The 22,718-nt window shown below is 57.3% G+C and carries 21 protein-coding genes and 2 other annotated features; of the genes, 6 read left to right on the top strand and 15 right to left on the bottom strand.

The window, feature by feature from the left end:
* Window positions 1-80: 80 nt before the first annotated feature.
* On the top strand, window positions 81-2,036 hold the full coding sequence (abc-f, locus tag K1558_RS14580) for a ribosomal protection-like ABC-F family protein (protein WP_238652323.1): 1,956 nt from the start codon (window positions 81-83) through the stop codon (window positions 2,034-2,036).
* Between the two features lie 660 nt (window positions 2,037-2,696).
* Here the strand turns inward: abc-f and K1558_RS14575 are convergent.
* From K1558_RS14575 to K1558_RS14540, 8 genes are all read right to left on the bottom strand, one after another.
* A complete protein-coding gene (locus tag K1558_RS14575; protein WP_238652562.1) occupies window positions 2,697-4,259 on the bottom strand; it encodes a 2-isopropylmalate synthase in 1,563 nt (520 codons plus the stop codon).
* A 74-nt stretch (window positions 4,260-4,333) separates the two neighbouring features.
* Window positions 4,334-4,622 (bottom strand) — a binding site (T-box leader).
* Between the two features lie 48 nt (window positions 4,623-4,670).
* Window positions 4,671-4,950: a binding site (T-box leader), on the bottom strand.
* A gap of 55 nt (window positions 4,951-5,005) precedes the next feature.
* Window positions 5,006-6,055, bottom strand: coding sequence for a tRNA (adenosine(37)-N6)-threonylcarbamoyltransferase complex transferase subunit TsaD (tsaD, locus tag K1558_RS14570; RefSeq protein ID WP_238652322.1), 1,050 nt, complete (start codon window positions 6,053-6,055; stop codon window positions 5,006-5,008).
* Window positions 6,052-6,576 carry a ribosomal protein S18-alanine N-acetyltransferase gene (rimI, locus tag K1558_RS14565; RefSeq protein ID WP_238652321.1) on the bottom strand — a complete coding sequence of 175 codons (525 nt, stop codon included), beginning with the start codon at window positions 6,574-6,576 and terminating at the stop codon, window positions 6,052-6,054. The genes tsaD and rimI overlap by 4 nt, the downstream gene beginning before the upstream one ends.
* A complete protein-coding gene (gene tsaB, locus K1558_RS14560; RefSeq protein ID WP_238652320.1) occupies window positions 6,573-7,409 on the bottom strand; it encodes a tRNA (adenosine(37)-N6)-threonylcarbamoyltransferase complex dimerization subunit type 1 TsaB in 837 nt (278 codons plus the stop codon). Before tsaB ends, rimI begins: the two co-directional genes overlap by 4 nt.
* Entirely contained in the window at window positions 7,402-7,887 is a 486-nt protein-coding gene (gene tsaE, locus K1558_RS14555) for a tRNA (adenosine(37)-N6)-threonylcarbamoyltransferase complex ATPase subunit type 1 TsaE (protein WP_238652561.1), read from the bottom strand. Before tsaE ends, tsaB begins: the two co-directional genes overlap by 8 nt.
* 96 nt (window positions 7,888-7,983) lie before the next feature.
* Complete coding sequence (locus K1558_RS14550; protein WP_238652560.1) at window positions 7,984-8,952, bottom strand: DMT family transporter; 969 nt, start codon at window positions 8,950-8,952, stop codon at window positions 7,984-7,986.
* 889 nt (window positions 8,953-9,841) lie between these two features.
* Window positions 9,842-10,027 (bottom strand): H-type small acid-soluble spore protein, encoded by a 186-nt coding sequence (locus K1558_RS14545; RefSeq protein ID WP_238652319.1) that lies wholly within the window; start codon window positions 10,025-10,027, stop codon window positions 9,842-9,844.
* 14 nt (window positions 10,028-10,041) lie between these two features.
* Window positions 10,042-10,224 (bottom strand): hypothetical protein, encoded by a 183-nt coding sequence (locus tag K1558_RS14540; protein WP_238652318.1) that lies wholly within the window; start codon window positions 10,222-10,224, stop codon window positions 10,042-10,044.
* A gap of 154 nt (window positions 10,225-10,378) precedes the next feature.
* Between K1558_RS14540 and ku the strand changes: the two genes are divergently transcribed.
* Window positions 10,379-11,359 (top strand): non-homologous end joining protein Ku, encoded by a 981-nt coding sequence (gene ku, locus K1558_RS14535; RefSeq protein WP_238652317.1) that lies wholly within the window; start codon window positions 10,379-10,381, stop codon window positions 11,357-11,359.
* Window positions 11,352-12,353, top strand: coding sequence for an ATP-dependent DNA ligase (locus K1558_RS14530; RefSeq protein WP_238652316.1), 1,002 nt, complete (start codon window positions 11,352-11,354; stop codon window positions 12,351-12,353). Before ku ends, K1558_RS14530 begins: the two co-directional genes overlap by 8 nt.
* Before the next feature lie 3 nt (window positions 12,354-12,356).
* Here the strand turns inward: K1558_RS14530 and K1558_RS14525 are convergent, their stop codons facing one another.
* The 3 genes from K1558_RS14525 to K1558_RS14515 are packed head-to-tail and all read right to left on the bottom strand — an operon-like array spanning window position 12,357 to window position 14,966.
* Window positions 12,357-13,175, bottom strand: coding sequence for a hypothetical protein (locus K1558_RS14525; RefSeq protein WP_238652315.1), 819 nt, complete (start codon window positions 13,173-13,175; stop codon window positions 12,357-12,359).
* A gap of 37 nt (window positions 13,176-13,212) precedes the next feature.
* A complete protein-coding gene (locus tag K1558_RS14520) occupies window positions 13,213-14,406 on the bottom strand; it encodes a hypothetical protein (protein ID WP_238652314.1) in 1,194 nt (397 codons plus the stop codon).
* Entirely contained in the window at window positions 14,370-14,966 is a 597-nt protein-coding gene (locus K1558_RS14515) for an RNA polymerase sigma factor (protein WP_238652313.1), read from the bottom strand. The genes K1558_RS14520 and K1558_RS14515 overlap by 37 nt, the downstream gene beginning before the upstream one ends.
* Before the next feature lie 220 nt (window positions 14,967-15,186).
* Here K1558_RS14515 and ligD point away from each other — a divergent pair, with 220 nt between their 5' ends.
* The gene (gene ligD, locus K1558_RS14510) at window positions 15,187-16,071 is read left to right on the top strand and encodes a non-homologous end-joining DNA ligase (protein ID WP_238652312.1); all 885 of its coding nucleotides are present in this window, start codon (window positions 15,187-15,189) and stop codon (window positions 16,069-16,071) included.
* Between the two features lie 202 nt (window positions 16,072-16,273).
* Here the strand turns inward: ligD and K1558_RS14505 are convergent, their stop codons facing one another.
* Together K1558_RS14505 and cls are read right to left on the bottom strand one after the other, a co-directional pair.
* Window positions 16,274-17,182, bottom strand: a complete 909-nt coding sequence (locus tag K1558_RS14505; RefSeq protein WP_238652311.1) for a YitT family protein — start codon at window positions 17,180-17,182, stop codon at window positions 16,274-16,276.
* 109 nt (window positions 17,183-17,291) lie between these two features.
* Window positions 17,292-18,722 carry a cardiolipin synthase gene (cls, locus tag K1558_RS14500; protein WP_238652310.1) on the bottom strand — a complete coding sequence of 477 codons (1,431 nt, stop codon included), beginning with the start codon at window positions 18,720-18,722 and terminating at the stop codon, window positions 17,292-17,294.
* 235 nt (window positions 18,723-18,957) lie between these two features.
* Here cls and K1558_RS14495 point away from each other — a divergent pair, with 235 nt between their 5' ends.
* Window positions 18,958-20,208, top strand: coding sequence for a M23 family metallopeptidase (locus K1558_RS14495; protein WP_238652309.1), 1,251 nt, complete (start codon window positions 18,958-18,960; stop codon window positions 20,206-20,208).
* A 44-nt stretch (window positions 20,209-20,252) separates the two neighbouring features.
* On the top strand, window positions 20,253-20,702 hold the full coding sequence (locus K1558_RS14490) for a bactofilin family protein (protein WP_238652308.1): 450 nt from the start codon (window positions 20,253-20,255) through the stop codon (window positions 20,700-20,702).
* Between the two features lie 61 nt (window positions 20,703-20,763).
* Here K1558_RS14490 and K1558_RS14485 read toward each other — a convergent pair whose 3' ends face one another.
* Window positions 20,764-21,546, bottom strand: coding sequence for an ABC transporter permease (locus tag K1558_RS14485; RefSeq protein WP_238652307.1), 783 nt, complete (start codon window positions 21,544-21,546; stop codon window positions 20,764-20,766).
* Entirely contained in the window at window positions 21,539-22,465 is a 927-nt protein-coding gene (locus K1558_RS14480; RefSeq protein ID WP_238652306.1) for an ABC transporter ATP-binding protein, read from the bottom strand. The genes K1558_RS14485 and K1558_RS14480 overlap by 8 nt, the downstream gene beginning before the upstream one ends.
* Window positions 22,466-22,718 lie beyond the last annotated feature (253 nt).

Genomic DNA, 22,718 nt, shown 5'->3' with positions numbered 1-22,718 from the left:
TGTAAACTGGAGAATAAGATCAGGATATTGCCCGGACGCAAGCCGCCGGGCCAAATTGCAAGGGCGGAGGTTTCATCAGAATGCTTCTTCAAGCGACAGGAATTACGAAATCATATGGAATACAGAACATATTGGACGGCATCAGCCTGATGGTGAATGAGAAGGAGCGGGTCGGGCTTGTCGGCGTCAACGGAGCCGGCAAATCGACCTTCCTGCAGATTCTCGCCGGGGAGCTGTCCTACGACAGCGGGCAGATTCACAAGGCCAAAGAGACAACCATCGGCTATCTGGCCCAGAATAGCGGCCTGCAGTCGGATAAGACTATTCAGGAGGAGATGCTGGCCGTATTCGCGCCGCTGCTGGAGGCCGAAGCGGAGCTGCGCCAGCTGGAGACGGATATCGCCGATCCGGCGCTTGCGGATGATCCGAAGCGCTACGAGGAGCTGCTCGAACGCTATGCCAGACGTTCCGACTGGTTCAGGGATCACGGCGGCTATGAGATGAATACGCGCATCCGCAGCGTCCTGCACGGGATGGGCTTCGGGGACTTCTCCCCCGATACACCGATCGCCACCTTAAGCGGAGGCCAGAAGACGCGCCTGGCCCTGGCCCGCATCCTGCTGCAGGCCCCGGACCTGCTCATGCTCGATGAGCCGACCAACCATCTGGACATCGAGACGCTCACTTGGCTGGAGGATTATCTGCGCGGGTATGCCGGCGGCATTCTGGTCGTGTCCCATGACCGGTATTTCCTCGACCGGCTGGTAACAACCATCGTGGAGATTGAGCGGCACCAGTCCCGCCGGTATACGGGCAACTACAGCCGTTACATGGAGCTGAAGGCGGCGGAATATGAGATCCGCATGAAGCAATATGAGAAGCAGCAGGAGGAAATCTCGCGGATGGAGGATTTCGTACAGCGCAACATCGTGCGGGCCTCCACCACCAAGCGGGCCCAGAGCCGGCGCAAGGCGCTGGATAAGATGGAGCGCATTGACAAGCCGCTGGGCGATCTGAAGAAGGCCAGCTTCTCCTTCGAGCCGGATTTCATGTCCGGCAAGGAGGTGCTGCAGCTCCGCGAGGTGGCTGTAGCGTTCAGTGAAGGGGCGAAACCGCTGTTCCAGAAGGCGTCCTTCGAGCTTAGACGCGGGGAGACCGCCGCGCTGATCGGGCCGAACGGGATCGGCAAATCCACACTGCTGCAATGTCTGACCGGTACCCGTCAGCCCTCCGCCGGAACGGTGAACTGGGGCACTAAGGTGAAGATCGCCTACTACGACCAGGAGCAGACGAGATTGAATCCGAACAACACCGTGCTGGAAGAGCTGTGGAGCGAGTATCCGATGCTGGAGGAAGCCAGAATCCGGACCATTCTCGGCAATTTCCTGTTCAGCGGCGAGGATGTGCTCAAGAAGGTGGCCGCACTGAGCGGTGGCGAGAAGGCCCGGGTCGCGTTATCCAAGCTGATGCTGCGCGGAGCCAACATGCTGATTCTCGATGAGCCGACCAACCACCTCGATCTGGTCAGCCGCGAGGTGCTGGAGGCGGCGCTGATGGATTTTGAAGGGACACTGTTGTTCATTTCCCATGACCGTTACTTCCTGAATAAGATGGCAGAACGTGTGCTGGAGCTGCACCCGGACGGAATTGATCAGTATTTGGGTAATTATGACGATTATATTGCGAAGAAGCAGGAGCTTGAAGCGATTGCGGCAGAGGAAGCGGAGCTTGCTGCGGCCAGACTCTCGCGCAGTGCAGTCAGCGAAGCTCCGGCAGCAGAGAAGGGAACTGCCCTCTCCTATGAAGCGGACAAGCAGGCCAAGCGTGAGGAACGCAACCGTCAGCGGCGGATTACAGAGCTGGAGGAGAAAATCTCCGCGCTGGAGGAAGCCATCGCAGACATTGAGCATGAGATGACTAGGCCTGAGGTATTCCAGGATTACATGGCGCTTCAGGAGCATGAGGGCAAGCTGAAGGATCATAAGGAGCAGCTGACAGATTTATTTAGCGAATGGGAGATACTGGCTGCAGAATAATGTAAAAGCTGCCCAAAATAAATTTTAACAGTTTCCATTTTGTTCAAATCCGGTTATCCACAGACTCATCCACAGTTTCCGTGTATAACTGATGCCCCGAATTAGCCCTTCGGGGCTTTTTTTAGGCTTAAAATAGCTAGTTTCGTTGTCAAGGACTTTTTATCCACCGAATTATCCACATTATCCACAATTCCCACAAAAATGTTTCATTGTATAAGTGCCGGTTTATGCTATTTAAAAAATAGGCGTTATTACTCATTTTACACGCTTTTTACACAACTCGCGCGGAATATGTGGATAACGTTGTCCACAACTTGACAAAAGCCGCAGGGGGCAAAAATATGGTCGGTTTTGGGTAGGCGGATGTCTGCTTGCCGCCATCCGGCACATATGTCAGCCGCTCATTTAGCCGACGCGCCCACGCAGAACCGGGTAGCTTACGCAACGCCGATTGGTCCACGCGCCCACCCGGCGCCGAATGTGGTCGGTTTTTCGATTACATTGGGCTCACAACCATTCGGCACACGCGCCGTCGCACCAGCCATGACAGCAAAAACGCCTCTGCCGATGTCGGTGACTTGGCAGAGGCGTTCAGTCCTTGCATTGTACTAAACCTGCGGGGCAGCATCATTCTGGTCTTTCGTTACTAACCTCTACCTTCTAGCTGTTTACCGCCGCATCTTGGGTGTCCGCCGCCTGATCCGACAGCAGCGCCGCATTGCACGCGGCGATATAAGCGATGCCCGCTGCCATCACGATATCGTGATGGATGGCGGTGCCGCGGAATTTTGCGCCCTTCCATTCCACCATCACCGCAGCCTCCGCCTGGGCATTGCCGCCGCTGCCCAGCGAATGCAGCTCCAGCCCGTCGAAGCGGATCTCCTCGGCAATCCCTTGCCCGATCGCGGCAATGATGGCCTCCAGCGGACCGTCTCCGGTGCTGGTATGCGTGGCTTCGGCGCCGCTCTGCAGATGGCGCACCGTCACAGCGGCCACCCGGCGCGGCGCGCTGCCGGCCAATACCTGGACCTCGCCGAGCGCGTAGACCTGCGCCTGCTGTCCTGTCGTGCTGCTGACCATCCGCAGCAGCTCATCATCGCTGACCGCCTTCTGGCGGTCAGCGGTCTCCTTGAACGATTCGTAGAGCGCGTCCAGCTCTGCCGAATCCAGGGCAATCCCGTATTTCGCTGCCCGGTCCTTCAGCGCGTGTCTGCCCGAATGCTTGCCGAGGATAATCATGCTGCGCGGAATGCCCAGCCGTTCCGGGTCCATAATCTCGTACGTGCTGCGGTCCTTCAGCAGGCCGTCCTGGTGGATGCCGGATTCATGCTGGAAGGCATTCCGTCCGACCACCGGCTTGTTGAAGGCGATCGGGAAATGCATCGCCCCGCTAATCATCCGCGAGGTATCGTACAGCTTATCCAGCACAATGCCGGTCTCTGCGCCAATAGCATCACCACGCGTCTCCAGCGCCATAACCAGCTCCTCCAGTGCACAGTTCCCGGTGCGCTCGCCGACGCCGTTGACGGTCACCTCGATCTGGGTAGCCCCGCCTTCAATGGCTGCCAGGCTGTTCGCTACCGCCAGGCCCAGATCGTTATGGCAATGGGCACTGTAGATAACCTTATCGCCGCCTCTCGCCCCGAGCCGCACCCGCCGGAACATCTCGCCGTATTCCTGCGGCAGCGCATACCCCACGGTGTCGGGCAGATTGATAATCGACGCCCCCTCTTCGATCACCGCCTCCACCATTTCGATCAGGTCGTCGATTCCTGTGCGCGCGGCATCCATGGCGGTGAACTCGACCACGTCGCAGAACTGGCGGGCATAGGCTGTCATTTCGCGCGCGACGGCCACTACTTCCGGACGGCTCATGCGCAGCTGATGGCGCAGATGAATGTCAGAGGAGGAGATGAAGATATGAATCCGCCGCCGCGCAGCATCCCGGGTGGCCCGGACTGCGGCATCAATATCTCCCTTGACTGCTCGGGCAAATCCGCAGATCTCCACCCCCTGAATCTTCCGCGAGATCGTCTCCACCGCAGCGAAATCGCCCGGACTGGATACCGGGAACCCCGGCTCCATCACATCGACCCCCAGCTCGGCCAGCTTGCCGGCCAGAATGATTTTCTGCTCAGGGGTCAGACTGGCCCCCGGGGCTTGCTCCCCGTCCCGCAGCGTCGTGTCAAAAATCTGAATTCGTTTCTTTACCGGAATAATCATCATGTACTCCTCCTCAATTTAGGTTCATAATGTGCCTTGCCCAACTCCAGAAAAACACAAAAAACCGCCGTCTCATAAGAGACGGCGGGTCACCCCTCCGCGGTACCACTCTTGTTGACGCATACAGGCTTCCTGTCTTGGCAAGCCCAAGCTGCGTCCAGCTCAGCTTCATACTTCCCCTTCCGTTATCCAAAACGGGAATATGAATCGTCCGGTAACGGGGACATCCGTAGCAGCGTACCTGTAGCCCTTTCCGCCGCTCCGCTCACGGGCGAGATTCGCCGGCCTCCGGTGACTGCGTCGCACCACCCCGCAGCTCTCTGTTCACCTTAGCCGTCTACTGCTCCCGATCATAGCGTATTGTATCTTATGGATGCCTGTATTAGCGCACCAAAAAGCCTGCCGTCTCATTCAAGAGACGACAGGCTGATTACCCTCGCGGTACCACTCTTGTTGATACCCGGATCAGCTACCTATCAGCCAATCACGTGATATCCACTCCATAACCTGATCACGGAGGTTATCCGTAGTCGGTGTACTCTTCAGGGCCCCGGCTATGCTGCACCGGCCTGTACTCCCTGCTTCCACCGCTCCGCTCCCGGACGAGTTCAGGTCTCCTTCGACTGCGTCGCACCTACCCGCAGCTCTCTTATCCCGGAGTCACCTTACTGCTTCCCTTCATCGCGTTTGTTCAAATATAAGATGTTATGAATTGAACTGATTATACCCGCCTGCCCCGGCAAAAGTCAATAGGCAGATACCGACCACTTCTCCAGCGGCAGGCCGGGATCAGCAACCATGTCCAGCGGAATGCCGCCGTCATGTCTCCATTTGACATAAGCGGCTGCACCGATCATCGCCGCATTATCTGTACAATAGACCGGCGGCGGAACGATCAGCTCGATTCCCTCTGCTGCGCAGCGCCGGGTCAAGGCTTCACGCAGTCCCTTGTTCGCCGCCACCCCGCCGGAGAGCAGAAGCTGCTCTGCACGGTACTCCCGGACTGCACGGACCGCCTTCTCCACAAGCACCTCCACAACAGATTCCTGGAAGCCGCGGGCAATGCCGGCTGTATCCGGTTCAAGTCCCTTCATCTTGCTCTGGTTCACTGCGTTCAGCACAGCAGACTTCAGGCCGCTGAAGCTGAAATCGTATGAGCCCGGCTCCAGCCAGACCCGGGGCAGCGGATAAGCCTCCTCCGCTTCATGCGCCAGCCGGTCCACATACGGACCACCCGGGTAAGGGAAGCCCAGCGCCCGGGCTACCTTGTCATACGCCTCCCCGACCGCATCGTCCCGGGTACGGCCAATGATCCGGAACGCGCCTTCCCGTTCCATATGAACCAGCTCGGTATGTCCGCCGGAGACAACCAGCGTCATATTGGGGTACTTCAGCTCCTTCACCAGCCGGTTGGCATAGATATGGCCGGCGATATGATGGGTGCCGATGAGCGGCTTGTTCCAGGCCAGCGCAAGGCTTTTGGCAGCGACGACGCCGACCAGCAGCGCCCCCACCAGCCCGGGACCCTGGGTGACCGCCACCGCACTCAGCTCCTGCGGACGGACGCCCGCTGCGCTTAGCGCTTCTTCAATCACCAGCGTAATAACCTCGACATGCTTGCGCGAGGCGACCTCCGGCACGACTCCCCCGAAGGCCCGGTGCGTCTCAATCTGGCTGGAAATAATATTGGACAGCACCTTGCAGCCGTCTTGCACAACAGCCACCGAGGTCTCGTCACAACTGGTTTCAATCGCAAGTATAAGTATAGGCTCTGCAGCACCCGTGTCTGTCTTCATTTCAAATCCACGCTTCCTTCCGTTGCAGCTTGCTCCCCGTACTCCGGCAGAGTGGCCCACATAATGAGCGCATCCTCGCGGTTGTCCGAATAATAACCCTTGCGGGTGCCGGCGGGGCGGAAGCCTTTTTTGCGGTACAGATTCTGGGCCACCTCATTGGAGACCCGCACCTCCAGCGTAATCGACTGCATCCCGAGATAAGCCGCCGTCTTCATCAGCTCGTCCAGCAGCCGCTCGCCCCATTTGCGCCCCCGGTACGCCTCCAGCAGCGCGATGTTGGTCACATGCGCCTCATCGACAATCGCCCACATTCCCGCATAGCCGATAATATGTCCTTCCAGCTCCATCACCATATATTTGGCGAAGTGGTTATGGGTCAGCTCGTTACGGAAGGCATCCTCGGTCCACGGCATGGTGAAGGCTTCCCGTTCAATGACAAGAATGTCGGGGATATCCTCCAGCCGCATCAGCCGAAAAACAAGCTCATCCTCCTGAACCCTTCCTGCTTCCGGTTCTATCATCTTGTATTCAGGCTCCCTTCGCTGCTCCGCCGCAAATTGGCCTCTGCTTCCGAGAGCTGCGTATAGTTGGGGATCAGCGCATGGAGCTCTTCGTCCGCCTCATAGACCCCCGCTTCCGCCAGGAAGCCGGTCCAGCGGCCTTCCAGCTCATAAGGCACCGTATGAACATTGCCTGCACCGGTGAGCGGAGCAAGCGATTCCGCTGTCCCGTGCAGTCCCGTCTCCCCTACAAACCACAGGCTGCCCGGCATGCTGCCTTCACGTTCAGCTTCCTTAAGCCGCTCCGCCAGCTCCTGCACCCAGTCCGCCATCAGCCGGATAGCGTCCCCGGCAAGCCGCCGGGGAGGCTTGTCCCCGTCCGCCGCAAATACAGCGGTGTACGCCTGCCCCCGCCGGGCATCAATCAGCGGGATAATCCAGTCCGGTCCACCGGTTCCGGGCGCAGATTCCAGCCCAGCCTCCACAGCATTCCCCCGTTGCTCAGATGCAGCATGATACCCGCCCCAGGCCAGCGCATGGAGACTCGACACGCCGGTTACCGGCACATTCCAGGCCCAGGCCAGCGTCTTGGCGGCAGTGACCGCAATCCGCGTTCCCGTATAGGAGCCCGGACCGATGCCGACCGCGATTCCGCCGATCTTATCCGCAGTTGCCGCAGACGCCTGCAGCGCTTGTTCAATAATAGGCAGCAGATGAACCGAGTGGTTCCGCTCGCCCGAAGCATTGATCTCATGCAGCAGCTCGCTGCCGGCGGTTACGGCTACGCCGAGAACAGCCGTTGATGTATCCAGCGACAAAAGCCGCTTGCGCGGCTCATTATTCAAATTACTCATCTCTTTTACCCCACTTCTGGATCAGCCCGCGGCACACTTCGCCGTAAGGTTCTCCGATTCCGGTCACCGTAATCTCCCGTTCCTCCGGGCCGGTCGTTTTCAGCCCGATGTGCAGATGCCGCGGCGGCAACAGGTCCGTAATGACACTGCTCCATTCCACCAGACTCACACCCTGGCCGTAGAAATATTCCTCCAGCCCCAGCTCATCCGCTTCCTGCACCGAGATCCGGTAGACATCCATATGGTACAGCGGCAGACGGCCCTGATATTCCTTGATAATTGTAAAAGTAGGACTGTTCACAATCCCCTCTACCCCCAGATGCCGGGCATATCCCTGCGAGAATGCTGTTTTGCCTGCACCCAGATCACCGTCCAGGCCGATGACCATCCCCGGGAATGACTCTGCAGCAATAGCAGCGGCCAGCGCGTCTGTATCCTGAAGGCTATAAGAACGGCAGGTAAACACCGTTTCTGTCATATTGTCCAAAGCTGCAACCACCTTTTATATAACCTTACCGGTTAACAATACTTTTAATTATATCGGTATGCTACATGTACCGCAACAGGCGTCCGTTCAGGCGGCAGCACTGGGAGCACGGACCTCCTCCGGGTGTCTGGAGAACAGGCTGTGCAGCACCATTCCGCCAATAATGACCGCAATTCCTATCCATGACAGCAGCGAAGGCAGCGGGGAATGCAGCAGCAGGATCTCCCCGATCAGGGCGAAGAGAACCTCCAGCGACTGGGTGGCCTCCACGGCAGCCAGGCCGCTCATGCTGTCCCGTACCAGATCTGTAGCCCGGAAAAAGAGCACCGTCGCCACAATCCCCGAACTGAGTGCAACGATGACAGACTGGCCCACCTGCGGGGAAGACGGCAGGCCAGCATCCGCCAGCCCGTACAGGGCAAGCAGCAGCCAGAAGGGCAGGCTGGCCAGCGTCATGCCGAGAATCCGCTGAAAGACATCCAGCTTGTCTCCGCAGAGCGCCATCATTTTGCGGTTACCCAGCGGATAGGCGAAGGAGGCAATCAGCACCGGAAGGATGCCGAGCAGCACCTGTGACGGGGCTATACTGCGCGCATGATCGGCTTGCAGCAGGGCAACACCGGCCAGAATAATCAGGGATAGGAGCAGCCCGCGCAGCGGAATTCTGCCTTTTATGTATACCGGGCCTGAGGGGCAGCTGATCCACTGCCCGAAGAATGGGGCCAGCAGCGAACCGGAGATAATTGTAATCTGCCACGTCCCCGCTGTCAGCCAGCCCGGCGCATACGCTGCTGCGAAGCAGATGGGCGCATAGAACAGGCCGAAGCCGACCGTTCCCCACAGCAGCCAAGCGCCCGGACGTTCTCGCATGGCCTGAAGCAACGGCTTGAGCCGTCCCCGTCCTGCCACGACCGCCACCAGTAGCGGCAGGGTAAACAAGTAACGCAGCGAGGCGCTCCAGGCCCAGCTTCCCCCGGCCAGCTCCATCCTACGGTTCAGCACAAAAGTCACCGCAAAAAACAGCGCCGAGCAGATCCCCAGCAATATCGGGCGCATGTCCATCATCTCTTTTCCTCCAAATTCTCCCCCCAATATAGGGGTTCGCCCCTTCCTGCGTCAACCCTTGTGTCAGCTATTATTATGGGACCGTAGCGGGTTGGAGTACGTGGTGAGGTTGCTGGCCGAGGTGGCGGGGATGAAGGGGCAGGTGTGTGGTGCGGATGAGCGGTATGGACGATGTCTAAGGTGGCGGGCGAGTATGAGGGCAAGGCGGGTGCGTGAGGTGGAGCGAGTGTAGCTGGCAAGTGCGTGAGGTGACCGAAGGCAGACTGGCAAGTGCGTGAGGTGACCGGTGGGTGTGGATGCGGAAGTGCGTGGTGATGTGTGTAAGGTGATATGTGAGCGTGTTGCGGATGAGTGGAGCACTGGGAGGTAAGCGGACACAGAAGCCGCTATTTGGCTTAAAACCTCATTTTGCTGCATGTTGCGGACTGTGAGGCCGTTAACCTCAACTTTTAAGCCAAATGTTACCCCGAACATGTTACTTAACGACATCTGAGTCCGCTGGGGTCCACAAAACGAGAAGTTTCATCCAAATAAGAGCACTCCAGTACGCCCCCGCCTTCTCCCCAACTCTCCCATCCCCTTACGCCGCCACATGCCCACTTCCCTCATATTCAAGTGCACTTTTGCACCTCATCCCGACTCCACGCCTACTTTCCTCATATTCAAGTGCACTTCTGCACCTCATTCCCGCCCCACGCCCCTCCTCCGCCACGCCCACTTCCCAACGCACCAAAAAAGCAGGACCCCCGGCGGTGATAACACCGCCAATAAGACCCTGCTCCAATAATGAATTACTGGTTACTTTTACACCCTGCTCCTTCTACACTTCGCCTAATCCTGCTACTTCTACGCCTACTCCTACGCTACTCCCACACCACACCTACTTCCCCTGCTCCTCCAGCCGCTCCACGCCAACAGTGTGAGTATTCGTCGGCCGCGAGCCGACCTGAACGGTAGCCATACCGTTGTCGGTATCGACATGCTCAATCCAGACCGGCTCTCCGTCAAGATGCACCGCAATAGTGTCCTTTGAGGCATAAATAGCCTTTGCCCGTGCTATATCCATTCTGCCCATCCTCCTTAGTCCTCTTCATCTTCATCAGCCGGAAGATCGCCAATCGTGGCTTCGGCATCCAGCAGTCCCGGTTCGGCATCCAGCTCCTCATCCTCCGGGCCCGCAATAATATTGTCCCAGTTGACAGCCTCCGCCGGAATATCCTGCTCCGACAGAGCATCGCTCCAGTGATACTGCTCGTTATCCATAACAGCCTCCTTCGTTACACATGGCTCCGCCGAACGGAAGCAGGTTTATTTTTTCCCACCGCTCTCAAATAATGCATCCTTCCTCAAGCATGGCTAGAATCAGCCCGCCCGCCTCATACTAAGCCATAACACTAATTATCAGGAGGCGATAACCGTGCATACCGTTTGGAAAGGAGCCATCAGCTTCGGCCTGGTACATGTTCCCGTCAAAATGTTCTCCGCTACGGAAGACAAGGACATCTCCCTGCGCTACATCCACAAAGAATGCGGCAGCCCGCTGTCCTATGTGCGTAAATGCCCGGTCTGTGACAAGGAAGTAGCGTGGGAGGAGATCGGCAAGGGCTACGAATATGAGAAAGGCAAGTTCGTGCTGTTCGACAAAGAGGAGCTGGATCAGCTGACGGAGGAGAGCAGCAAGAGCATCACCATCCTGGATTTCGTGGATCTGACAGAGATTGACCCGATCTATTTCCAGAAGACCTATTACCTCTCCCCCGATCAGGCAGGTGCTAATGCTTACCGTCTGCTGATGGAGGCTATGCGTCAGACCGGCAAGATCGGTATCGCCAAAATCTCCATCCGCTCCAAAAGCAGCCTGGCCGCGATTCGTGTGCTGCAGGACTGTATCGCGATTGAGACGTTTTTTTATCCCGATGAGGTCCGTCCGGTATCGCAGGTCCCGGGCCTGCCGGAGCCGGGCCAGGTGAACGACAAGGAGCTGGACATGGCCAAGCTGCTGATCTCCCAGCTGTCCACCCCGTTCGAGCCCGCCAAATATACCGACGATTACCGCCAGCGGATGCTGGATCTGATTACGCATAAAATTGCCGGAGAAGAGTTCCACATTGCTCCTGCACGCCAGGAGACCAATGTCATCGATCTGATGGCGGCTCTGCAGGCCAGTATCGAAGCGGTCCAGCATATCCCGTCCGATCCCGGACCGGCCAAGACTGGAGCAGGCGCGAAGCCGCGGACAGCCGCCGGGACCAAGAAGCGTCCAGCCAAGGCCAAAGCCGCTTCTGCCGGGGCTCAGGCTGATGCCCCGGCAACCCCGGTTGTAGATGAAGCCACCGGACCGATTCCGGTGATTGCTCCAAAGCCGAAGCGCCGGAGCGCCAAGAGCAAGGATGCCTAGCGGCCGCTTAGCTGTATCCGGGGCAAGGCCGGCTGCCGGTTCCGGAAAGCTGCAGCCGCCCACCCCGTTTGAGCCGGTGCTGGCAGCCGTTCCTCCGGCCGGAAGCCAGTGGATCGCCCAGATTAAATGGGACGGGGTGCGGATGCTCTCGCTGTTCGATGGAAGCCAGGCTGAGCTGATCAACCGCCGGGGCAACAGGCGCACCCTGCAATACCCCGAGCTGGCGAAGCCGGAGGCCTATTGCCGGGCGGGCTCTTTTATACTCGATGGCGAGATCATTGCACTGAGCGGCGGCAAGCCCTCCTTCCATGAGGTGATGCGGCGGGACAGCCTGAAGAACGAGGCGGCAATCCGGGCAGTGCAGCCGCAGGTGCCGGTGCTGTACATGGTATTCGACATCCTGTACTGCAACGGCTTGTGGCTGCTGGACATGCCCTTGTCCCGGCGGCAGGAGATGCTAAGCGAAATGTTGCTGCCCCATCCGCATGTGCAGCAGGTGCCCAGCTACCCTGACGCCGCACAACTGCTGGCTGCGGCAAGGCAGGGCAGTCTGGAGGGGATTGTCTGCAAGGATCTGAACAGCACCTATGCCCCCGGCGGCAAGGACAAGCGCTGGCAGAAGCTCAAGATCATCTCCGATGTCACCGCTGTCGCGGGCGGTGTCACCTTCCGGGACGGAATCGTCAACGCGCTGCTTTTCGGCCTGTATGATGATGCCGGGAAGCTGCACTATATCGGCCATGCCGGGGCAGGCAAAATGACCGTTCAGGACTGGCGGACGCTAACGGCACGAATCCCCGGGCTGGTTACGGAGCAGATGCCGTTTGCCGGGCTTCCGCAGCGCAGCAAAGGCTCCGTCTGGATTAGACCGGAGCTGGTGTTCAAGCTGAATTTCCTGGAGTGGAATCCCTCCGGCACCTTTCGCCAGCCGGTTATACAGGCCCAGGTGGACCTGCCGCCCCGGTCATGTTCGTTGAGCCAGAGGGATATATAGAATTTATTGGGCTGACAGGCTGCCTGCCATTTTCAGCAGCTCCGCCTTGCTCTGTACTGTGTTCCGGGTATCCGTCAATGTATATTCGGTATTGCCGTCCAGGCTGGTCCACTGTAATTGCGATTTCAGTTTACCGTGATGCGGACCGAAGGAGGTGAACATCATCTGCTGCCCGTTAACCTGCACCTGCGTATCCTTGTCTCCCGGCAATAAGGCTAGGGTAACTCCAGCCGGAAGCTCACTGGCAGGCTCGGCGCGCAGGCTCAGTACCTCTCCCTTACGGGTATAGGTCAGGGTAGTCACATGGCCGCTCCATGGGAGCATCTCGGCGATGACCTTTTTGCCGGCGGCTTTGGTTTGCCCCTTGAGCTCATCCCTGAGCTGGATGTATCTTGCTTCATAAGACAAAGGAATATCCGGGCTGATGGTTGCCTCCTTCAGCACATACTCCTTCGGCAGCGAAGCCGGAGCCATCAATACACCTCCGCCCATCGACGATAATTTCTGCGCGGCTTGGCTTACAGTAGTATAGCTGAAAGGCACATAACTGATATTCAGGTTATCCAGCGTGTTCATTTTGGCATCATTGACGTACACCACCCGGATTTCCCCTGCTTTCAGGGGAACCGCGTTCGCCTGGGCCAGCAAAGCGTCCAGCGGAGACGGCGCAGCCGGCTTGGCGATTTCTGTAGCCAGGATGCCGTTGCTTTTATTCTTTAATTTGTCGGGCAGCGTGCCCTTAGCTCCGGCCGTAGCACCAGCCCCGCTTAGCAGCATAGACAAGCACATTACGGCAGCTGCCGCTTTTTTATAATGAAACATCGTTCAATCCCTTCCTTCCGGTTGATTGGTTGTTGCCTCACTGCTGCACCATCCCGGCGGCAATACTCTCCCATTGTTCCCGGGTCAGCCGCTTATCAGGCGGGTCGGTCATCACAGCAAGCCCGCCGTAGGCGCTGTCATACCAATACAATCTGCTTACTGAACCCCCGTTGTTCACGGCACCTACCCCGGGAATATATAGCAGCTCCTTATCTTCATAGGACCACATTTCGGCAGTTTCGCCGGCGGACAGAATGATTTGAACCGGGCCGGTTGTTGCTGCATTATTCCAGAATAACCGAAGCTGGAGCTGCTGGCTGCCGTCCTGATAGGCCACCTCGACCTCTGCAATTCTCTTCACGGGCCATATGGTTACAGCCAGCGGGTTCCCGTCCGGCTCACCTTCGGCTTCGGCCTTCAGCTCCTTCAGGACCTGCCCGTACTCCGGCTCAAAGGAAGAGGGGACTTTCGCGATCAGCCGGCCCCCAGTAAACTGGAATCCGTCTATTCTCTCGGGCGGCAGCGTGAAGCTCCACTTCCCCATCTGCTCACGGGCTGCCGACAACTGCGCGTAATTGGTATACGTAACCGTTCTGCTGGTGAAAAAAAGCGGAGCTCCATACCCCAGCCCGTTCATCAATGCAATGAGTTCACTGTCATTGACATAATAAGCTGCTGTCTCTCCCGGCTGCAGGCCGGCTTGCGCCTGCCTTTCATATTGTTCTTTTAACTTAAAGAAACGTTCCCGGGCAGAGCTTGAGCCAATGTAGGGCGTGTACACCTTCGATTCAGCGTTCTTAAGCTGCGCCACAACTCTGCCGCTGCTGTCCTTCAAGGCCAGAGGCTGCCCCTCCGTCTGCCGGATCACCGCAAAGTCCAGGCGCTGCGCCTTACCCATAGTTCCCTGATCCAGCACATTACGCACAACGCCAAAGCCTGCCGCCCCAAGCAGCACCATAGCACACAGTCCGGCAGCCAGCCTCCGGCCCCGCAATGGCGCAGGGCGCTGCGAAGGCATCTGCTGCCTGGTCATCACAGGAGCCGCTTGCGCATCCATTCCAGGCACCGGCTGTCCGGGCGAAGCCAACGTCTCATGCTCCGGAGCATTCTGCTGCGCATGGATGGCCCGGACCCGCTCCATAACAGAGGACTTGACATCAATACTGCCCAAGGCTTCAGCGGAGCCCATTCGTTTTATCCTTTTTTCTTCAGCAGCGAAGCGCTTGTCCATTGTGGTTCCTCCTCCTCTCTGTGGGCTTGCAGCAGGTTAGCGAGCTTAACGATGGTGCGCTGGTATCTCTTCTTGACCGCCTCTGTATTCTTGCCCAAGATCTCAGCAATGTCCGCAAAGCTCTGCTCCTCAAAAATCCGCAGCACCAGCAGATTCCTCTCCTCCGCCTTCAGCCGGGAGAGCGCTACTGCGAGCGGTTCATCGAACAGGTAGCGGTCCATCTGCTGCTCCGGGCTCTCCGCGTATGTCTGCGGCCGCAGCAGCATCAGCAGACGGTACTGCCGCTGCCGCTGGCGGATGACCCCCAGGCAATGATGATAGGCGATTTTATAGAGCCATGAAGAGAAGCTTACCCGCGGACGATATTGGCCTATATTCTGATAAGCTTTTACCAGAATCTCCTGCACGGCATCCTCCGCCTCTGCCCTGCTGCTGAGCAGACGGCAGCAATAACGGTATATCGGCTGCTGAACAGCCTCGACGATCTGTCCGTACAGCTCCACATCGCCCTTTTGTACCCGGACAACGAGATGTTCCATCTCCTCTACAATCTGAACCACCCCCCTTCACTTGTTCCTTACACCCCGTATAAGCACCGGATGGGGCCAAACGGGACATTTGGCAGAACATAACTCCTGCGGCATCGCTATGTGGTCGGTTTTCCGGCCACATCCGGCTCAAGTGTCTACGAGCACAACTTATCCGCCCGGAATTCGGACTGAAAACCGGCCATACAGCAAATAATAGTCAGACCTGGACGACCCTAAGGAGTGATACTGTATGCCGCAGAAGGTTAAAGGCACCATTACCGCTGACGGTCATGAGATCGTTATTACGAACCCGGACAAGCCGCTCTGGCCGGAGCAGGGCATCACCAAGCAGATCTACCTGCAAAAGCTGGCTATCCTCTCCCCTTATCTGCTGCGTTATTGCAGGGACCGGCTGCTCACGGTGATCCGCTATCCCCACGGAGTGCCCGGGATGTCCTTCTACCAGAAGAACGCCCCCGAGCCGCTGCCGGAATTCGTCCGCACGGCGGAGCAGGACGGTATCCATTACATTGTCCTGCAGGGTCTGCCGGAGCTGCTCTGGCTCGGCAATCTCGCTGCGCTCGAATTCCACCCTTCGCTGCATGTTGTCGGCAGCCCTCTTCCCTGCGAATGGATGATTGATCTGGACCCCTCCCGCGAGGTGGAGCCGCGGATTATGGAAGCAGCTTTCCTGGTGGGAGAGGTGCTGAGGTCGCTTGGGCTGCAATCCGTCCCCAAAACCTCCGGAGCCACCGGCGTGCAAATTATCGTTCCCATCCAGCCGGGCGTCACCTTCGACGGGCTGCGCCGGGCCGGTCATTTCGTCGGCCGTTATGTGACCGAGAAGCGGCCGGATCTGTTCACGCTGGAGCGTCTTAAGAAGCACCGGGGGGACAAAATCTATTTCGATTATCTCCAGCACTATGGCGGCAAGACGCTCGCTGCTCCCTACACGCCGCGCGCCCGGCCGCTGGCAACCGTCTCAACCCCCCTGCTGTGGGAGGAGGTGCAGCAGGATGTCAAGCCTGCCGATTACCACCTGCTGAATATCGGAGGGCGGCTGGAGCAGCTGGGTGATCTGATCGCCAAGGTGCCCCCGCAGCCGGTTGCAGACATTATTGCCAGGCTGCCTTGACGGAGCAAGGACCGTAAGACAGCAATAAGCCCGCAGACACCTGAATTCAGGCTGCGGGCTTAGGTGGCGTCCAGATCTGGACGGAAGGTAAAACTATATGATAATACGGCACAGCAAGTCAGTTCCGCCGTATTGAGTACTCTGACGTTCGTAAATATACCTTCCTTCGGAAGCATTCCAGCCGTGGCGGGCCAATGCTGTGCTAATGAATGGCTTTCTTTTTGAAGCGGCCGCCCTTGACATCATGGATATTGCCGATCGCGATGAATGCGTCAGAATCCCAATCCTCCACAATCGACTTCAGCTTAGCCTCCTCAAGCCGGGTAATGACGACAAAAATCACTTTCTTGTCATCGCCGGAGAATCCGCCTTCACCATCCAGGTAGGTGACTCCGCGTCCCAGACGCTCCGTTAAGGCTTCGCCGATATCACGAAACTTATCGCTGATAATCCACACCGATTTCGACTGATCCAGACCTTCGAGCGTAATATCAATCAGCTTAAAGGCAATATAGTAGGCAATGAGCGAGAACATCGCATTATTCCAGCCGAACACAAACCCTGCACCGGACAAAATGAATACGTTGAAGAACATCACAACTTCCCCTACAGAGAACGGAAGCCGCTTGGCTACAAGGATAGCCACAATCTCGGTGCCGTCCAGCGAACCGCCGTAACGGACAACCAGTCCGACCCCGACGCCGAGGATAACCCCGCCGAAGACAGCGGCCAGCAGCGGCTCCACCGTAATGGGATGCACCGGATGCAGCAGTTGGGTTCCAATGGACATTACAACTACAGCAAAAAGTGTAGATAAGGCAAAGGTCTTCCCGATCTGCTTATAGCCGATGATCAGGAAGGGCAGGTTAAGCAGGGTCAACAGAATACCCAGCGGTATATTGAAAATATGGGACAACATAATGGAAATGCCGGTTATTCCGCCATCAATCAACTTATTGGGAACGAGAAAAATTTCAAGCGCAACAGACATCATAGCCGCTCCGACAACAATCATGATAATGCGCTGAGCCAGCCTTGCCGTCTTGATCGCCCCGGACTTCTGCGGCTTCTTCTGCTCCTCACCCGTAAAGACATGTTGGCTTACAGTCATAGAACTCCCCCTGTTCATCTTATATTTCCATTATATCATAAAAGAAGGTCAAATAACGCATGGAAATTGATATAACCTTCGATAAACGATGCTTCCATCAACTTTTCTGTCATAATAGCGGAGATAAGAGCTTACACAGACTTTCTAACCGTTTGACATTCTTCGGTCTCTCCCGGAAGCTCTGCGGATCAATCACCTCGCTGTGCGTAAGGTCCCGGCTGAAGTCTTCCGCCAGCTCTGCAATCCGTTCCGGCGCAAGCAGAACCGCTGTCAGCTCAAAATTGGAATAGAAGCTGCGCATGTCCAGATTGGCACTGCCGACCGAGGCCAGCAGATGATCGACAATCATCACTTTGGCATGCATGAACCCTTTGGTGTAACGGTAAAATTTCACGCCGGCATCCTGCAGATCCTCCAGGTAAGACAGCGTTGCATAATAGACGACCCGGTTATCGGGCTTCGCCGGGATAATCATCCGTACATCCACTCCGCTCAGCACAGCATGCTTCAGCGCCCGCTGTATGGCAGGGTCCGGGATGAAATACGGCGAGGTCATCCAGATCCGCTGCTTCGCCGCACAGATGGATGCAAAGAACAGCTCTTGCATAGCGTCTATGGACCCGTCCGGACCGCCGGCAACAATCTGCACCGCCTCCCGGCCAGGACAGCTGTGGCGCGGAAAAAAACGTGGATGGCTCATGGTCTCACCTGCTGCCAGCCTCCAGTCGCGGAGAAATACATATTGCAGATGATAGACCGAATCGCCTTCCAGGCGCAGATGAGTATCCCGCCAGAAGCCCATCTTCGGGTCTTGGCCGAGATAATCGTCGCCTATATTCATTCCTCCGGTGAAGCCGGTCCGGCCGTCGACCACGAGGATTTTGCGGTGATTGCGGTAGTTGAAGCGGCGGTCCAGGAGCGAGGTCAGCGGAGGCAGAAAAAAATAGACCTGGACGCCCGCAGCCTCCAGCTCCCTCAGAAATCTCCGGCCAAGCTTATGGCTGCCCAGCCCGTCGCATAACAGCCGGACCCTAACTCCCTGGCGCGCCTTGCGGATCATTACCTCCTGGAACTGCCGCCCGATTCCGTCTTCCCGGAAGATATAGAATTCCATATGGATATTCTCCTCCGCCTGCTCCATCGCCTCCAGCATCGCTTCATATGCTTCGCGGGTCCCGGAGAATACCTGACAGTCATTATGCTGCGTAAGAGGACTCCCGGCCAGCCCCGAGAGCAGATGCAGCAGCTCCGGCCGCCCGGCGAAGGCGCGGTTTCCCGTATCCGCCGCCTCTTTGACCTTATGAATCTTGCCGGCCACATGGGCACGGATCTCCCGCTGCAGGGACACGCATCTCCGGCCGAGCCGGCGGCTCTGGCGGTAATCCCGCCCCAGGGCATAATAGAACAGCAGCCCGAGCGGCGGACAGCAGAAGGTAATGCAGATCCAGGCCAGGGCCCGCTGGGGGCGCCGGAACTCCAGAATGAAGATCACAGCCAGCTGCACAATAAAAATACATAAAATCAAGGCGAAAATTCTCATATCCATCCTCCTGGACAAAGAAATAAACGAGTACTAGGTTTACAGCGGATGCTGTGCACTACTACAGGTCTTGCCTTAACTCGTATTCTTTATTCAAGCAAACCGTTGTCATGTTCAACCTGATTATGGAATACATAGAGTAGTAGGACGAACCGGATAAGCCCTTACACCAGGAACAGACCGGAACAGACAGTCAATATCCCGCGGCGGTTCCAGGCCGCAGGAAGGAGTAGTTATGAAACGTCAGCGAGGTAAACCGATTAAGCTGCTTGTTATTCGTGAAGCCGGACAGCCTGTGAAGCAACTCCAGATCTCCAAGCCGCTCGCGCTGGCCTTGCCCGCCGCTGCTGCATTGTCCCTCTCCAGTCTGGTCACCTCCATGCACATCCATGCCTCCCGGTCCATCGCCGAACTGGAGGCTGAAGCAGCTCAATTGTCACTGACCAACATCCGTATGGAGATGAAGGTCGCCGACAAAGAAGAAGCGCTGCAGCAATTACGCGGCCAGGTGTCCGAGCTCTCCGAGGAAGCGGAGAACATCAAGGACAAGCTGAAGAGCGTAACGGAGCTGGAGCAGCAGCTGCAGTCACTGATTGGACAGGAGGAGAAGGCCGCCTCCACCGGCTCCGGCTCCGGCAAGGAGTCTGGTAAGACGAGCAGCGAGGCAACGTCCGCCACAGCTGAAGAGACGGCAAGCGCGGCGTCCATCGCAGAAGCCACCCGTACGGAACCGGCCGGAACCTATGGCAAAGTCAGCCGGCTAAGCGCGGGACCGTTCATCCAAGAGCAGCCCACAACCCGTCTGGCTGCCCGCCCGGCAGCCGTTTCGCCTGCCGCCCAATTCCGGGTGAAGCTGGCCGCCGCCCTCCTGCCCGCTGCCGGGCAACCCCAGGTCGGCGGTGAATATATCGCCGTCTACGAGAATGATCCGCAGGGGCTGATTCAGGAGACGAGAGACGACTTCCAGGAGATTCACAGCATCATGGATGAGATGATTGACAGCATCTCCTCCACGATTACAGAAGCACGGAAGGTGAACACCCGGCGGGCGAATCTTCAGGCCCAGCAGGCCCAGGAGGCCAAAGCCCGGCTGGCCCGGACGGTAATGTGGCCCACCGGCTCGAAGGTCATTACATCAAGCTTCGGCTACCGCACCGACCCGTTCAAGGGCGTCTCGGCTTATCATTCCGGCATTGATATTGCCGGGAGCATCGGCGATCCCGTCTATGCAGCGCTCGGCGGTGAAGTAATCGCCGCGGAACGGCTGGGAGCCAGAGGCAAATACATTGCGGTCCGGCATGACAACGGGCTGGAGACCTTGTACATGCATTTGGACCAGATGCTGGTCTCGCCCGGAGATCAGATTGTCAAGGGGCAGCAGATCGGGAAGCTGGGCAATACCGGACGCAGTACAGGCCCCCATCTCCACTTCCAGGTGGTGAAGCAGAACCAGCCGGTGAATCCGCTTAACTATGTCAAGCCTTAAGCCTGGCTGTCAGTACCGAATAGATCATACAAGGAGGAATGAGCATGTGGAAGAGACGTACACCTGCCGCGGTCTACAAGTCAACGGACTCGCTGATCGGACATGGAGGCACGCTTGAAGGGAAGGTGCATTGTGACACCAATCTGCGGATTGAAGGAAATTTCAGCGGGGAGATTCTGTGTGAAGGCACAGTGACCGTAGGAGAACAAGGACAGGTCCACTCCAGCATCGAGGCGAAGGAGATTATAATTGCCGGTACGGTCTATGGCAATGTAACGGCCCAGGGGAAGCTGATCCTTACAGAGACTGGACAGCTTCACGGCAATATTGCCGCAGGCGCGCTGAGCATCACCGAAGGCAGCTTGCTTAACGGGGCAGTGGCCATGACAGAACAGCCCGCCGCCGAGAAGGCCGGGGGGCTGCATCCTGTTGCTGCCAAGAAGAAGCAAGGCAAACGCAGAGAGGGCCAGCAGAGCAGTCTGGAAGGCGCGTAGACGAATTGTTGCCGTTCGCCTTTCTTTCGGCTGTCTGCTCCCCGTATCAACACAGAAAATGTTACGCAGCTACATCTCTTTTACTGAATACAAGCCATGAAGCTGCCATGATAATCACATAATATACTGCCAGGACAGAGACCGCGAACCACAGAGTAGCTCCACCCGGTCCGGTATCTGACAGCAGATAGCCGCTCAGGTTCATGTGGGCAAAGATCAGGTAGTTCGCCCATTCATACCGCTCCGGGCTGAAGATCGCAATGAAGATATCTTTGGTGAACATAATTGACAGGGACAGCACAATCGCCAGGCCGCTCGAACGGAAGACGCTGGAGATCATGAAGGCAATCGCTGCCGTCAGGAACAGCTCAATATAGCTGCACAGAATCAGCATGAACACATATTCCCCATCGCTCCAGCCCATCGCCTGCCCGCCCGTAGAAGCCGAGGATGAGAAGATCAGGGCGGAGCCGTAGCCGAATGCAATTAAAACCGCTGTGCTGACCAGGCTGAAGCAGATCATGGATAAATATTTGGAGAGCAGGATCTTGGAACGGCTCCATGGGCGGATCAGCAGCAGCTTGATCGTTCCCCAGGTGAATTCGCCCGCCACGGAGTCAGCTGCCACCAGAGCGGTAAAGATCGTGTTCAGGAAAAAGGCAATCGTCATCGTGGTCCGGAAGCTGCCCCATAGTCCCATAGCATCGCCGCCGCTGGTCGTGAAATAAATCAGCGCCGGAAACAGCGCGCTCATCAGTGCCAGAATGAACAGCATGATCCAGGTCCGCAGACGCCGGAATATTTTGATGTTCTCATTATGTATGAGAGCAATGAACTCAGCCAATGCCTTCACCTCCTGTAATTTCCAAGAATTGATCCTCCAGCGAACGCGACAGCGCCTTAATGCTGTACACTTTAACCCCGCCGCCCACCAGCTTCGCATTCAGCTCGGCAATCTCCTCCCGGGATGCCTGGACAGCGACTCCGCCTTCCTTCATCAGACCGCCTGCGATTAGCGCCAGTGCAGCCTCAGGATTATCGACCTCGAAGAAGGTCTCACCGGCCGGGATTATCATATCGCCGACGGCCTTGAGCTGCTTCACATCGATCAGACGGCCGTTCTGGATAATCGCCACACTGTCGCACATCAGCTCCATCTCGGACAACAGATGGCTGGAGACGAATACCGTGGTTCCTTCCGTCCGGCACAGCTGGCGGAGATAATCACGCAGCTCGCGGATTCCCTGCGGGTCGAGCCCGTTGGTCGGCTCGTCCAGGATGAGCAGCTTCGGACGGTGCAGAAGGGCCTGGGCTACGCCGAGCCGTTGACGCATCCCCAGGGAGTACGATTTGACCTTGTCATGGATGCGCTGGCTCAGCCCCACCAGCTCCACGACCTCTTGTATCCGGGCTTTGGTTACGCCTGGCACCATGCGCGCATACTGGCGCAGGTTCTGATAGCCGGTGAGGAACTTGTACATCTCCGGGTTCTCCACGATCGCTCCGACCTGGGCGATGGCCTCTTCGTAATGGTCTTTGATGCTGTGCCCGCAGATCATGATATCCCCGCGGCTTATAGAGATTAATCCCACCATCATTCGGATGGTGGTCGTCTTACCTGCCCCGTTCGGTCCCAGGAACCCGAAGATCTGCCCGGGTGGAATATCAAGCGTCAGATCGCTGACCAGCGTTTTGGAGCCTATCTTCTTGGTGACGCCCTTCAGACTGGCTACAGGCATCACCGCTTCTGCCGGATTCGGCATGACTTCACTTCCTTTCGTCGGTTTGGTGTGAAAAGGGTTTGCGCTTTCGGATAAGGCGGACTCATAGCAGAACGAAAGAGACCCCAATCTAGATGTTAGCCGTAACTGCGGTGAACATTTGGACTTCCAGCCGCTGTTGTCATCAGATTTCCTGATTTAATCCGCTCTTCGGCGGTTGAAATCGGCTGACAAAGCATTCCTGTATCCCCTTAAATTTGGGCTTTGAAATTTAACGAGCACCTCCTTATGATAA

The sequence above is a fragment of the Paenibacillus piscarius genome (assembly GCF_022234545.1).
GTDB classification, from domain to species: Bacteria; Bacillota; Bacilli; order Paenibacillales; family Paenibacillaceae; genus Paenibacillus_AQ; species Paenibacillus_AQ piscarius.
Note: the sequence above shows the minus strand (reverse complement) of the source record. Positions and strands in the feature narration are given on the sequence as shown.

Coding starts and splice junctions, on each gene's coding strand:
- abc-f (WP_238652323.1), top strand. CDS start 81: ATGCTTCTTCAAGCGACAGGAATTACGAAATCATATGGAATACAGAAC.
- K1558_RS14575 (WP_238652562.1), bottom strand. CDS start 4,259: ATGATTATTCCGGTAAAGAAACGAATTCAGATTTTTGACACGACGCTG.
- tsaD (WP_238652322.1), bottom strand. CDS start 6,055: ATGAAGACAGACACGGGTGCTGCAGAGCCTATACTTATACTTGCGATT.
- rimI (WP_238652321.1), bottom strand. CDS start 6,576: ATGATAGAACCGGAAGCAGGAAGGGTTCAGGAGGATGAGCTTGTTTTT.
- tsaB (WP_238652320.1), bottom strand. CDS start 7,409: ATGAGTAATTTGAATAATGAGCCGCGCAAGCGGCTTTTGTCGCTGGAT.
- tsaE (WP_238652561.1), bottom strand. CDS start 7,887: ATGACAGAAACGGTGTTTACCTGCCGTTCTTATAGCCTTCAGGATACA.
- K1558_RS14550 (WP_238652560.1), bottom strand. CDS start 8,952: ATGCGCCCGATATTGCTGGGGATCTGCTCGGCGCTGTTTTTTGCGGTG.
- K1558_RS14545 (WP_238652319.1), bottom strand. CDS start 10,027: ATGGATATAGCACGGGCAAAGGCTATTTATGCCTCAAAGGACACTATT.
- K1558_RS14540 (WP_238652318.1), bottom strand. CDS start 10,224: ATGGATAACGAGCAGTATCACTGGAGCGATGCTCTGTCGGAGCAGGAT.
- K1558_RS14530 (WP_238652316.1), top strand. CDS start 11,352: ATGCCTAGCGGCCGCTTAGCTGTATCCGGGGCAAGGCCGGCTGCCGGT.
- K1558_RS14525 (WP_238652315.1), bottom strand. CDS start 13,175: ATGTTTCATTATAAAAAAGCGGCAGCTGCCGTAATGTGCTTGTCTATG.
- K1558_RS14520 (WP_238652314.1), bottom strand. CDS start 14,406: ATGGACAAGCGCTTCGCTGCTGAAGAAAAAAGGATAAAACGAATGGGC.
- ligD (WP_238652312.1), top strand. CDS start 15,187: ATGCCGCAGAAGGTTAAAGGCACCATTACCGCTGACGGTCATGAGATC.
- K1558_RS14505 (WP_238652311.1), bottom strand. CDS start 17,182: ATGACTGTAAGCCAACATGTCTTTACGGGTGAGGAGCAGAAGAAGCCG.
- cls (WP_238652310.1), bottom strand. CDS start 18,722: ATGAGAATTTTCGCCTTGATTTTATGTATTTTTATTGTGCAGCTGGCT.
- K1558_RS14495 (WP_238652309.1), top strand. CDS start 18,958: ATGAAACGTCAGCGAGGTAAACCGATTAAGCTGCTTGTTATTCGTGAA.
- K1558_RS14490 (WP_238652308.1), top strand. CDS start 20,253: ATGTGGAAGAGACGTACACCTGCCGCGGTCTACAAGTCAACGGACTCG.
- K1558_RS14480 (WP_238652306.1), bottom strand. CDS start 22,465: ATGCCGAATCCGGCAGAAGCGGTGATGCCTGTAGCCAGTCTGAAGGGC.